Raw genomic sequence first — 11983 nt, 5'->3', positions numbered from 1 at the left:
CGGTCAGCCGGCCCGGCGCTACGCGCCCCGGCCGGCCGCTTGCTTACTTGTTGGGTTGCGGCGTCAGCCGCAGGTAAGGCCGAATGGCCTTGTATCCCTTCGGAAATTTCTGCTTTATCACGTCCTCGTCCTTCAGCGAGGGCACAATCACGACATCCTCGCCGTCCTGCCAGTTGCCAGGCGTGGCGACGCTATGGTTGTCGGTGAGCTGCAGAGAATCGATCACCCGCAGGATCTCATTGAAGTTGCGCCCGGTGCTGGCCGGGTAGGTGATGGTCAGCCGCACCTTCTTCTTCGGATCGACCACAAACAGCGAGCGCACCGTCAAGGTCTCGTTCGCATTGGGGTGAATCATGTCGTACAACTCTGAAACCTTGCGCTCGCCATCGGCGATGATGGGGAAATTGACCGTGGTACCCTGGGTCTCGTTGATATCCTTGATCCACGCGCGATGGGACTCGACAGGATCGACCGACAGTGCGATGACTTTGACATTGCGCTTGGCAAAATCACCCTTCAGCTTCGCCGTCAGGCCGAGTTCGGTCGTGCAGACCGGTGTGAAATCGGCCGGGTGCGAGAAAAGCACGCCCCAGCTGTCGCCCAGCCATTCATGAAAGCGGATCGGGCCTTCACTGGAATCCTGTTCGAAATCCGGCGCGATATCACCGAGACGTAGAGCCATGCGGGTCTCCTCAAGAGGCAAAATAGGGTTGAACCAGTCTAGTGCGATTGCGATCCAACCCAAACGAATATAAAGTCACTACAAAATCACCTTTTTGTATTAAGACCTTTGTTAAGACCTTTGTCCTGCGTCACAGTCCTACACGCTGTGTCGGACTCGTGGTGTTGAAACCACGGCGGTTCCCCGCATATGCTAGTAAAGAGGGCGAGAAGCTGCCCGACAACGTGCGAGGAAGGCAAAATGTCACAATCTGAAACCACCGCCCGCAAACAGGAGAAACTGATGAGCGATGTCAAGACCGTTTTGTCCGATGCCGAAGAACTGCTTAAGCAAGCGGCCTCGACCACAGGCGAGAAAGCTGCCGAGYTGCGTGAGCGCGGCATGGGCCTGCTGAAACAAGCCAAAGAAAAGGCCCAAGACCTCCAGGACGCCGTGGTCACCAAGAGCAAGGCGGCTGCACGTGCCACCGACGACTACGTCCATGACCATCCGTGGCGCGCAGTCGGCGTTGCCGCCGGCGTCGGCCTGCTGATCGGCCTTTTGCTGAACCGCAAGTAATTCGCCAGGCCGCAGGCCTCGCGCATGAACCCGAACGCCTTGCACCTGGGCCGCGGCATGTCGCGGCCCAGTGCCGGGCAACGCCCCGCCAGCGGTCCCGCACCGCTGGCGGGGTTCCCCGTCTGCAGCAGGTGCAGCGCTTCGCCGCTGCACGCCTTCGCCGGAATTGAATGAGCGACCCCACCTCTTCCCCCAAGTTTATGGATGCCCTGCGCAGCCTGGCAGGATCACTGGTGGCAATGGTGCAGACTCGCCTTGAACTTGCCAGTGTCGAACTCGCGGAAGAACGCTCCCGGCTGATGAAGATGGCCTTGCTGGCCTGTTTCGGCCTGGTGTTCTTTGGCCTGGCCATGGTGACGCTGACCGTATTGATCGCCATCGTGTTCTGGGACACCTACCGCTGGCAGGCCCTGGGCGTGCTGGTTGCGTTATACCTGGCCGCCTGCGCGATCTGCCTCGCGGTTGCCCGCCATCTGGTGCGCAATGCCCCGCCCCTGTTCGAAGCGACGCTGGCCGAGATCGATAAAGACCGGGAGATCCTGCGCCGATGAGCACACCACACACCCCAGGCGAGCCGGCCGACAACGCGGCCGGCTCCGCATCCACCGCCAAAGCGCCTCGCTCGCACCAACGCCCCGTGCGTTTCGCGCGGGAGGTGCGGCTGCCCCTTGCCATTCGCAAGGAGCTGCTGATCACGCGCGCCGCGCTTGAACGCTACGACTGCGCCCAGGCGCTCCATCACGTCCGTGGCAGCGCGACCCGCCTCGGCCGTTTCAGCACCTGGCTGCCGCGCATGACCCGGCCCGCCTCCTGGCTCAAGCTGCTCGGACTCGCCAAGGACTACCCGCTGCTCAGCTCAGCCGTGTCCCTGGCGCTGCCGCTGCTGCGCAAGACCCCGGTGCTGCGCTGGGGCTGGAAGCTGTCCAAGCTCGGCGCGCTCGCCGCAGCCGGCTACTGGGCCTACGAGACTTTTCAGAAAAGCTCCGTCCAGGATGCCCGCAAGACCCCGTCCGACACCGTCGACACAGGCTTCCGCGACCCGCTGGTGCGTTAGCACCGCGATACGCCATGCAAGGYCGCCACCTGCGCCGGCCTTGCCTGCCGAGGGCCTGCCATACGGCAATGAAGGCAATGAGCGCCACGCGCCGCGGCGAGCCGCCGTACGCCACCATAGCGGCGCGCGCTCCAACGCTTTTTCGACGCAAGGTGACAGCGCAATGACCCAACGAGTGGAAATGCAGCAAAAGGCGTTCTACCTGCTGCTGGCAGTAGTGTCGATCGCCTTCTKCTTCGTCCTGCAGCCCTTCTTCGGCGCCGTGTTCTGGGGCGCCATTCTGGCCATCATCTTCACGCCGCCCAACAACTGGCTGACCCGGCGCATGGGCGGCCGGCGCAACCTGGCATCACTGGCCACACTGACACTGTGCCTGCTGATCGTCGTGCTGCCGCTGATCTTTGTCACCGGCGCCCTGATCCAGGAAGGCAGCACCGTCTACCAGCAGATCAAGTCCGGCCAGCTCAATTTCGGCGCCTACTTCCAGCAAGCCTTGCACGCCCTGCCGCCGTCGGTGACAAGGGTGCTCGGCCGCTTCGGCCTGACCGATATCAGCGACCTGCAGCAAAAGCTCACTGCGGGGGCCGCCCAGGCCAGCCAGATCATCGCCGCGCAGGCGCTCAGCATCGGGCAGAACACATTTCAGTTCGTGGTCAGCTTTGGCGTGATGCTGTACCTGCTGTTCTTCCTGCTGCGCGATGGCCCGCAGCTTTCCAAGATCATCATGCGGGCGATCCCGCTGAGCGAGCCGCACAAGCAGCACCTGCTGCGCAAGTTCACCACCGTGGCCCGCGCCACCGTCAAGGGCAACATCGCCGTGGCCGCGGTGCAAGGCGCGCTGGGCGGCCTGGCCTTCTGGTTCCTCGGTATCCAGGGCTCGCTGCTGTGGGGTGTGCTGATGGGCTTCCTGTCGCTGCTGCCCGCGGTAGGCGCCGCACTGATCTGGGGACCGGTGGGGATCTACTTCCTGCTGACCGGCGACGTGGGCAAGGGCTCCATCCTGATCGGCTTCTGCGCGGTGGTGATCGGCGCGGTGGACAACGTGCTGCGCCCCATCCTGGTCGGCAAGGACACCCGCATGCCCGACTGGGTGGTGCTGATCTCCACGCTGGGTGGCATGGCACTGTTCGGGCTGAGCGGCTTCGTCATCGGCCCGCTGATCGCCGCGCTGTTTATCGCCAGCTGGGACCTGTCCACATCCACGCGGGAAGAAATCGAGCGCCGGGACGCCGCGCACGACAAGGACCCGACGCCGCCCGCACCGTCCGAAGGCACTACCGGGCAAGCCGCGCGTACGGATTGAGCCCTGCCGCCGTTTGCCGGCCCCAAACACACCAAGGAGTGAGCATTGCGTCAGGACAACCCATCAGCCGGTGCACAGGCGCCGGCAAAGGTGAAGCACTACAGCGTACGTGAACTGTTCCGCAAGCCGGACCGCTCCCAGTTCTCGATCTCGCCGGATGGCCGCCACCTGTCTTTCCTCGCCCGGTACCAGGGCCGCCAGAACGTCTTCGTGCAGGCCATCGACGCAGATGGCAACCTGCTGGGCGAAGCCCGGCCGCTGACCGGCGAGAGCGAGCGCGACCTGCCCTTCCACACCTGGAAAGGCAACGCACACATCCTGTATGCGAAGGACTTTGGCGGCGACGAGAACTTCCACGTGCTGTCGGTGCCGATCGACGGCGGCGAACAGGTCGACCTGACCCCTTACCCGGGCGTGCGCGCGGAGATCATCGACGATCTCGAGGACGACGACCGCCATATMCTGCTGTCGCACAACAAGCGCGACCCGGAAGTATTCGACGTGCTGCGCGTCGATGTCGTCACGGGCGAGTCGGTGCAGATCGCGGAAAACCCGGGCAACGTGATGAGCTGGGGCACCGACCACGCAGGCCGCCTGCGGGTAGCGACCGCCAGCGACGGCGTGAACACCACCCTGCTCTACCGCGATACCGAGGACGAGCCTTTCCGCCCGATCCTGACCACGGCATCGCCGCGTGCTGACCGCCGCCTGGTACACCGACTGGAAGACACACCGCCATTTCTTCGACGCCCACGCCGAGCAGATCCATGCCGACCTGGAGCGGCAACTGCCGGGCTACGAGCACCACGTCACCAGCATCACGCGCGACGAGACCCGCATGATCGTCTCCGCGTCGAGCGACAAGACCACCGGCACGCGCTTCCTGTACGACAGCGGCACGCAAAAGCTGGTCACGCTAGGCAAGGTGCAGCCCTGGCTGGATGAAGCCGACATGGCCGGCATGCAGCCAATCCGCTTCACCTCACGCGACGGCCTGCAGATCCACGGCTACCTGACGCTGCCGGTGGCCAGCGCGGGAGAACCTGTGCCGCAAGGCCTGCCGCTGGTGGTCAACCCGCACGGCGGCCCGTGGACGCGCGACGTATGGGGCTTCAACCCCGAGGTGCAGCTGCTGGCCAATCGCGGCTATGCCGTGCTGCAGATCAACTTCCGCGGCTCCACTGGCTACGGTCGCGCATTCTGGGAGGCGAGCTTCAAGCAGTGGGGCAAGACGATGCAGCACGATATCGACGACGGCGTCGACTGGCTCGCCGCGCAAGGCATCGTGGACCCTAAGCGCATCGCGATCTACGGCGCCAGCTATGGCGGCTATGCAACGCTGGCGGGCGTTGCCTTCACGCCGGAGCGCTACGCCGCGGCCATCGACTATGTCGGCGTATCGAACCTGTTCACGCTGCTGGAGACCATTCCCGCGTACTGGAAACCGATGCTCGACATGCTGTACGAGATGGTCGGCAACCCCAACGTGGAAACCGAGCGCCAAGCCCTGCACGATGCCTCGCCGGTGTTCTTCGCGGACAAGATCCGCACGCCGCTGCTGGTGGCGCAAGGCGCCAACGATCCGCGCGTCAAGCAAGCGGAGAGCGACCAGATCGTCCAGGCGCTGCGCTCGCGCGGCGTGGATGTGGAATACCTGCTAAAGGAAAACGAGGGCCACGGCTTCCACAACGAGGAAAACACCTTCGACTTCTACGAAGCCATGGAAGCGTTTCTCGCCAGGCACTTGGTCAAGGAAGGCTAATTTGCGACGGCTCCGCGCCTGATGTTCGGGCGCGGAGCATGAAACAAAAAAGGCGTAGCGGTTGCCCGCTACGCCTTTTCGCAATGCTGGTGGGTCGTGCGTGACTCGAACACGCGACCAACGGATTAAAAGTCCGCTGCTCTACCGACTGAGCTAACGACCCGGAAAAACTGAAGCCGCGATTATAGGAATATCTTGGCCCTAAAGTCAACCTTTTAACACGAACTACTCACGAACTACTCGTGCTAGATCATGCGCTCAAGGCGCCATATCTGGTAGTGGAAGCCCAGCACCGAGCCAAGCAGGATGCCGGCCAGCGCGATAAACGAGCCAATCGCCAGCGTGGATACGCCTGACAGCCCCTGGCCGATGGTGCAGCCCAGCGCGGTCACGCCACCCACGCCCATCAGGATGCCACCGACCAGATGATTGCCGACGTCCTCGGCGTTGCCAAAGCCTTCCCAGCGAAAGGTGCGGGTCACCAGTGCGTACGCAGCGGCGCCGGCCACCACGCCGAACACGCTGACGATGCCGATKGTCAGCACCTTGCTCTTGTCGCTGAACATCATCAGCCAGTCAAGCGTGTAGGCGTAGGGAGCGACAAAACTCAGGCTCTCCATACGGCCGCTGTTGCTGGCAACGAACAGCTCCTCGAGCGTATTGGGATCCTCAGCGACGTAGCCGAGATGCCCGGACACGTACCACATGGCCACGATGATCAGGCCCACGGCCAGGCCACCAAGCAGGTTATCGAAGGTACGGAAGCCGCGTCCAGCCAGCGCCCAGATCACCAGCACCCCGCCCACCACCAGCGCGATGCCGACTTGCAGGGTGGCGCGCGCCATGCCGCTGGCGTGCGCCAGCACGGAGGGCAGATCCTGCGTGGTGGGCAGCGTGAGCGCCACGGCATCGACGGTGTTCACGCGAATCACGCCAAACAAGCCGCGCAGCGTCATATAGGCCGACAGCCCCAGGAAGACGAAGACCACCAGCGACTTCAGGTTCCCCGCGCCGATACGCACCAGCGTCTTGCTGCCGCAGCCCGAGGCCAGCACCATGCCGAAGCCGAACATCAGCCCGCCCACCAGGGCGGAGAGCCAGCTGAGCTTGCTGGCGGCATAGATGGTCTTGGTGGGATCGATGTAGCCGCCCGCGGCCAGCGCGGCGGTGCCGATCATGGCCACGCCGATGGCCAGCCCCCACATGCGCATGCGGGTCCAGTCGCCCATATTGACGATGTCGGAGACCGCGCCCATGGTGCAGAAGTGYGTGCGCTGAAGCACGGCCCCAAACAGGAAGGTCAGGATGAAGGTGCTAGCCAGTATGGTACGGCTGAGCGCGGCAATATCGATTTCGGGCATGGGTGTCCGGCGGGGGAAGCGGAACGCGTGGGTGCGCGCAAGCGCGCTGGTGGCAACGGCAACTGTCAGGCCGCGCCCTGGTAGCGGGTGGGATCGGGCACGCCAGCGGCCTCGAAGCCCGCGCGGCGGATGCGGCAAGAGTCGCACACGCCACAGGCCCGGCCGTCGTCGTCGGCCTTATAGCACGACACCGTCATGCCGTAGTCCACCCCGAGCTTGAGGCCGGCGCGGATGATCTCGCCCTTGGTCATGTCGATGATGGGCGCGTGCACGCGGATGCGCTCGCCTTCGACGCCAGCCTTGGTGGCCAGGTTGGCAAGCGCCTCGTAGGCGKACACGTACTCGGGCCGGCAATCCGGATAGCCGGAGTAGTCGACCGCGTTGGCACCGAAGAACAGGTCACGGCCGCCGACGGCCTCGGCCCAGCCCAGGGCCAGCGACAGCATGATGGTGTTGCGGGCGGGCACGTAGGTCACCGGAATGCCGCCGACGGCACCGTCCGTAGGCACCTCAAGGCTATCGTCGGTCAGCGCGGAGCCGCCGAAGCGGCGCAGGTCCAGGTCGATGATCTCGTGGCGCACCGCGCCCAGGGCGGCGGCCACGCGCTTTGCGGCCTCCAGTTCCGAGGAGTGGCGCTGACCGTAGCGCATCGACAACGCATAGGTCTCGAAGCCCTGCGCATTGGCCATGGCAAGGACGGTGGCGGAGTCCAGGCCGCCGGAAAGCAGGACGATTGCGCGTTTTTTCATGATGGCAGGGCGCGGCGCCCGGAGGCACCACGCAAAAATCGGGGCGAATCGCGTATTTTAGCGCGACCAAGACAAAGGGCCCGCGAAAAGCGGGCCCTTTGTCTTCTGTCTGCCACCTGGGTCGCGCACCGGCGCCCCAACCTCCCGGGCGCTTACTTCAGCGTCTTGAGGCGGTTGCTCGCCGCCTGCGCGCCCTCGGTGCCGGGGTATTTGGCTACCACCTGCTCCAGGGTCTTGCGGGCCGCGGGCTTCTGGCCCGATTCGATCTGGTTGTTGGCGATGGCGATCAGCGCATCCGGCACCTTGGGGTGATCCGGATAGGCCTGTACCATGTTCTGCAGCACCGAGGTCGAGCCGCGGTAGTCCCGCTGCGCGTACAGCGAGTTGCCGAGCCAGAATTGCGCCAGTGGCACGTACGGGCTCTGCGGGTACTTCTTGATGAAGCMCGCGAACACGTTGCCGGCACCCTTGAAGTCCCCGGTCTGGAACTGCTTGAGCGCGGCATCGTACTCGGTCTTCTCGCCCGGTTGCGACAACCCTTCGCGGCCATCCACTGTGACCTGCTGCGGCTCGAATTTCTTCAGGCGCGCGTCCAGGTCCGCGTAGTAGTCCTTCTGCTGCTTTTGCAGCGTCGTCACCTCGTTCTGCAGCATCTCGTTCTGGCCGCGCAGCCGCGCCACTTCCTGGCGCAGGCCTTCGAGCTGGTTCTGCATGTCGAGCTGCGCGCGGCTGTTCTGATCGATGCGCTGCGATGCCGTCGCCTGGAAACCGTTGAACTGGTCCCGCATGTTGACGATGGCTTTGCGCGCCTCGTCATCGTCGAACACGCCAGCCCTCGCCTGTGCCAACGGCAGCAGGCTGGCGCAGGACATCGCAGCAAGCAATACCAACTTGGAGACGCGTGCTTTCATGAGATGGCTGTCCGCGGATTAGTACGTGATGTCCGCGCGGCGGTTTTCCGCCCAGGCGGCTTCGTCGTGGCCGGTTGCCTTGGGCTTTTCCTTGCCCAGGCTGACGGCTTCCATCTGGGTTTCCGGCACGCCCAGCGAGGACAGCGAGCGGCGCACGGCTTCGGCGCGCTTCTGGCCCAGTGCCAGGTTGTATTCGCTGGTGCCGCGATCGTCGGTGTTGCCCTGAATCAGGATGCGGCGGCCCTTGTTGGTGGCCAGGTACTTGGCGTGCTCCGAGAGCATGCCCTGGTAGTCGGACTTGACGCTGTAGCTGTCGAAGTCGAAGTACACGCTGCGCTTGGCCAGCGGGCTGTTCGGATCGTTCAGCGGATCACGCGACACGTCCACCGGCGCCACGGCGCGGGCGTCGGTCGAAGGCGTACCCTTGTTGCCGGCACCGGCGTTAGCGGTGTCGTCCAGCTTGACACCGGAGCTGCAAGCGCCGAGGGCCAGCAGAGCGGCGACGGCAAGGGTTTTGGTCATCATATTGGTCATGGCTAGGAACTCCTCGTTTATTGCATGAATGGTCCCCAGGACGGCTCGCGAACCTCGCCGGACTGGAGCGACAAAACCTGCCGGGTACGCCCGTCAGTGGACACTGCCGCCAGCACCGAGCGACCTCCCACCCGGGTGGCATAAAGAATGTACTTGCCGTTGGCGGCGAAGCTCGGGGCCTCGTCGTTGGCGGTGTCGGTCAGCGAGGTCACATCGCCGTTGCCGAGATCCATCAGCTGCAGCTTGAAGCCGCCGCTGCGGGTGATGTAGGCCAGCTGCTTGCCATCCGGGGAAATGCGCGGGCTCACGTTGTAGCTGCCCTTGAAGGTCACGCGCTGGGCTGCGCCGCCTTCTTCGCCGCCGGCCGGCATGCGGTAGATCTGCGGCGCACCGCCGCGATCGCTGGTGAAGTAAATGCTGCGGCCGTCAGGCGCATATTGCGGCTCGGTATCGATGGCGCTGCTGCGGGTGAGGCGCTTGAGCCCGGAGCCATCGGCGCCAACCTGGTAGATCTGGGTATTGCCGTCGCGCGACAGCGCCACCGCCAGGCGTTGGCCATCAGGCGACCACGAAGGCGCGCTGTTGTTGCCCTTTTGGTTCGACACCAGCGTGCGCTTGCCGGTCGCCAGGTCGTGCACGTAGACCACGGGCTTCTTGGCTTCAAAGGACACGTAAGCGACCTTGCTGCCATCCGGCGACCACGAAGGCGAGATGATCGGCTCGTTGCTGGTCAGCGCCACCTGAGAGTTCTGGCCGTCGGAGTCCGAGATCAGCAGCTGGAAACGCCCGCCGACCCGCGAGACATAGGACAGCCGCGTGGCAAACACGCCGCGCTCGCCCAGCAGCTTCTCGTAGATGTAGTCGGCGATCTTGTGGCCGGTCACGCGCAGCTGGTTGCCGMTGACAGTGAAGGCCAGGCCACCCAGGCTGGTGCCCTTGACGGTGTCGTAGAGGCGAAAGCGCACGTCGTACTGGCCGTTGCCGGTGGGTGTGACGCTGCCGGCCACGAAGGCATCGGCGCCGCGCGCCTTCCAGCTGCCAAGGTCGGCATTGGCGGACTCCGCCACCGTGGCGCCGCCCGGGTCGACATTGCGGAAGCGGCCGCTGCGCTGCAGGTCGCTGCGGATGATGGCGGTGAGATTTTGCGGGGCCTGAGCTTCGCCCTGGAAATTGGCCGTGGCGATGGGGAGCTGGCTGGCGCCAACGCCGGTAATTTCAACGTTCAATTGCGCCTGCGCGCTGCCGGCCGAACAAGCCAGCACCACGGCCAGCCCGGCAAACAGGGCGTGCGCGCGGGTGCCGTGCCGCTGCGCGGCCAGCCAAAGGGGGGCCCAAAGCTTTCGCATGCTGCTCCTCAATCGAGATCAATATTCATCGAGCGCGGCCGGCAAACGGGAGCCGTGGAACGGGCAAGCATGCTGAAGGCTTGTCGCATGCCCGTATCGCGTGCCCCGGGCACATTTGCCGGCTGCGTCAGGCAACCTGTCATCGTAGCGTTGGGACTGCGGTGCATCGACGTAGGTTGCAATATGTTGCAATTCGAGTGTTCCCGTGCCGTGGACATCGCCGTCCCTCTTAATCCTTAGGCTTGAAGGTGATCGTGAAGCTGGCTGGCGCCTTGCCGTTTTCGTCGCGGGGGAGCGGATCCGAGCGCTCCACGGCGCGCAGCACAGCGTTGTCCCAGCCCGAATTGCCGCTGGACTTGGACAGCCGCGCGGACATCAAGGAGCCGTCCGGCGCCAGTTGAACAGACACCACCGCGGCCGGATTGCCAGGCACGTCTTCAGTAAATACGATATTCGGCTTGACGCGGCGACGCACGCGATCCGGGTAGCCAGGCGAGGCCTTGCCGCCCGACCCCGCACCGCTGCCAGCGCTGCTGCCGACACCGCCGGCGCCGCCAACTGCCGCCCCGCCGCCGGCCATGGCCTGCAGCCGCGCCAATTCACTGTGGCGCTGGGCATTGGCGGCGGCGTCGCGCTTGGCCTTGGCATCCGCATCAGCCTTGGCTTTCGCGTTGGCCGCGGCCTTGGCTTCGGCGTTAGCCTTGGCCTTGGCTTCAGCGGCTGCCTTTGCCTTGGCGTCAGCCTCGGCGCGCGCCTTGGCATCCGCCTCGGCACGGCTCTTGGCCTCAGCTTCCTTGTGCTCGCGCTCAGCCTGCTCCTTGCGCTGCTCTTTGCGCTGCTCCTGCAGCACGGCCTGCCTGCGCGCGTCTTCCTTGCGCTGGGCTTCCTTCTTCAGCTCGTCCTTCTTCTGTTCTTCGCGGCGCAGGTCGTCCTTGTGCTGGGCATCCTTGCGGGCCGCCTCCTTGCGGGCCGCTTCCTGCCGCTCGGCTTCCTGGCGCGCGCGCAGGTCGGCCTGCTGGCGCGCCTCTTCGCGGGCGGCGGCCTCGGCCTGGCGGCGCTTTTGCTGCTGGAGGGCGATCTCGGCGTCTTCTTCGGCACGAGACCTCACCGCTGGCGCAGGAGGCGCCGGACGGGCCTGTACGATGGGCAGGGGTGCGGGAGGCGGCGGCGGTGCGGTAGTGGCCGGTATCTCATCCCAGAGCTCGGCTTCGGCGCCCACCGGGGTGCTGCTCTGCCAGTGCACGCCGAAATACAGCACGATGCCCAGCAGCAGGTGCATGAAAACCGCGAGCAGGAAGGAACGCAGGGTTCCCCGCTCCGGGGCCGGCTGATAAGGATAGGCGGCGGTTTTCATCGCGTGGGGCGGTGCTTACTTGGGCTTGACCATCAGGCCGACGCGCTTCACGCCGTCAGCCTTGAGCACTGACATGACGTCCAGCACGGCTTCGTACTTGACCGAGCGGTCGGCGGCGATCACCACCGGCTGATCGGGATTCTCGTTCTGGCGCTGATGCACGAAGTCGATCAGGCCCTGTTTGTCGAGCTTGCGCTCGAAGCTGTTGCCGGCGTTATCCTTGCCGCGCGCAGTCAGTGTGCCGTCCTCATGCACGGTCACGACGATGGGGGGCGCCTTTTGCTGCTGAGTGGCGTTGGCCACACTGGGCAGGTCAACCACGGCGGGATTCACGATCGGTGCCGCCACCATGAAAATGACGAGCAGCAC

The 11983-nt window shown here is 64.9% G+C and carries 12 protein-coding genes, 1 tRNA gene and 1 pseudogene; 5 read left to right on the top strand and 9 right to left on the bottom strand.

What is annotated here, in order from left to right; all coding sequences use genetic code 11:
- Positions 1–43: 43 nt before the first annotated feature.
- On the bottom strand, positions 44–682 hold the full coding sequence (locus AC1DS3_RS08865) for a peroxiredoxin (RefSeq protein WP_441634331.1): 639 nt from the start codon (positions 680–682) through the stop codon (positions 44–46).
- A gap of 240 nt (positions 683–922) precedes the next feature.
- Here AC1DS3_RS08865 and AC1DS3_RS08860 point away from each other — a divergent pair, with 240 nt between their 5' ends.
- The 5 genes and pseudogenes from AC1DS3_RS08860 (at position 923) to AC1DS3_RS08840 (ending at position 5359) form a co-directional block, all read left to right on the top strand.
- A complete protein-coding gene (locus AC1DS3_RS08860; protein WP_324291756.1) occupies positions 923–1240 on the top strand; it encodes an ElaB/YgaM/YqjD family protein in 318 nt (105 codons plus the stop codon).
- A 170-nt stretch (positions 1241–1410) separates the two neighbouring features.
- A complete protein-coding gene (locus AC1DS3_RS08855) occupies positions 1411–1791 on the top strand; it encodes a phage holin family protein (protein ID WP_150984121.1) in 381 nt (126 codons plus the stop codon).
- On the top strand, positions 1788–2294 hold the full coding sequence (locus AC1DS3_RS08850; RefSeq protein WP_441634328.1) for a DUF3318 domain-containing protein: 507 nt from the start codon (positions 1788–1790) through the stop codon (positions 2292–2294). The genes AC1DS3_RS08855 and AC1DS3_RS08850 overlap by 4 nt, the downstream gene beginning before the upstream one ends.
- 163 nt (positions 2295–2457) lie before the next feature.
- A complete protein-coding gene (locus AC1DS3_RS08845; RefSeq protein WP_477127027.1) occupies positions 2458–3597 on the top strand; it encodes an AI-2E family transporter in 1140 nt (379 codons plus the stop codon).
- 45 nt (positions 3598–3642) lie between these two features.
- Positions 3643–5359, top strand: a pseudogene (locus AC1DS3_RS08840) (S9 family peptidase).
- A gap of 87 nt (positions 5360–5446) precedes the next feature.
- On the opposite strand, the gene AC1DS3_RS08835 reads toward AC1DS3_RS08840, so the two are convergent.
- From AC1DS3_RS08835 to AC1DS3_RS08800, 8 genes are all read right to left on the bottom strand, one after another.
- Positions 5447–5522, bottom strand: a tRNA-Lys gene (locus tag AC1DS3_RS08835).
- An 82-nt stretch (positions 5523–5604) separates the two neighbouring features.
- Positions 5605–6720 carry a YeeE/YedE family protein gene (locus AC1DS3_RS08830; protein WP_477127026.1) on the bottom strand — a complete coding sequence of 372 codons (1116 nt, stop codon included), beginning with the start codon at positions 6718–6720 and terminating at the stop codon, positions 5605–5607.
- Positions 6721–6785: 65 nt separating this feature from the next.
- Positions 6786–7469, bottom strand: coding sequence for a 7-cyano-7-deazaguanine synthase QueC (queC, locus tag AC1DS3_RS08825; RefSeq protein ID WP_477127025.1), 684 nt, complete (start codon positions 7467–7469; stop codon positions 6786–6788).
- 152 nt (positions 7470–7621) lie between these two features.
- Entirely contained in the window at positions 7622–8380 is a 759-nt protein-coding gene (gene ybgF / locus AC1DS3_RS08820; protein ID WP_477127024.1) for a tol-pal system protein YbgF, read from the bottom strand.
- Between the two features lie 18 nt (positions 8381–8398).
- Positions 8399–8914: a peptidoglycan-associated lipoprotein Pal gene (gene pal, locus AC1DS3_RS08815; RefSeq protein WP_441634318.1), complete on the bottom strand. Its 516-nt coding sequence runs from the start codon at positions 8912–8914 to the stop codon at positions 8399–8401.
- Between the two features lie 17 nt (positions 8915–8931).
- Positions 8932–10260, bottom strand: coding sequence for a Tol-Pal system beta propeller repeat protein TolB (tolB, locus tag AC1DS3_RS08810; protein WP_477127023.1), 1329 nt, complete (start codon positions 10258–10260; stop codon positions 8932–8934).
- Positions 10261–10489: 229 nt separating this feature from the next.
- Complete coding sequence (gene tolA, locus AC1DS3_RS08805; RefSeq protein WP_441634314.1) at positions 10490–11614, bottom strand: cell envelope integrity protein TolA; 1125 nt, start codon at positions 11612–11614, stop codon at positions 10490–10492.
- 15 nt (positions 11615–11629) lie between these two features.
- Positions 11630–11983: ExbD/TolR family protein (locus AC1DS3_RS08800; RefSeq protein ID WP_477127022.1), on the bottom strand; the 354-nt coding region annotated here is incomplete at its 5' end.

This window comes from Cupriavidus sp. 01L46, from assembly GCF_056399905.1.
The sequence above is the reverse complement of the archived record's forward strand: the minus strand, read 5'-3'. Positions and strand labels throughout refer to the sequence as shown.

What these genes read in the sequence shown, in the direction of transcription:
- AC1DS3_RS08865 (WP_441634331.1), bottom strand. Translation starts at nt 682, where the DNA reads ATGGCTCTACGTCTCGGTGATATCGCGCCGGATTTCGAACAGGATTCC.
- AC1DS3_RS08850 (WP_441634328.1), top strand. Translation starts at nt 1,788, where the DNA reads ATGAGCACACCACACACCCCAGGCGAGCCGGCCGACAACGCGGCCGGC.
- pal (WP_441634318.1), bottom strand. Translation starts at nt 8,914, where the DNA reads ATGACCAATATGATGACCAAAACCCTTGCCGTCGCCGCTCTGCTGGCC.
- AC1DS3_RS08855 (WP_150984121.1), top strand. Translation starts at nt 1,411, where the DNA reads ATGAGCGACCCCACCTCTTCCCCCAAGTTTATGGATGCCCTGCGCAGC.
- tolA (WP_441634314.1), bottom strand. Translation starts at nt 11,614, where the DNA reads ATGAAAACCGCCGCCTATCCTTATCAGCCGGCCCCGGAGCGGGGAACC.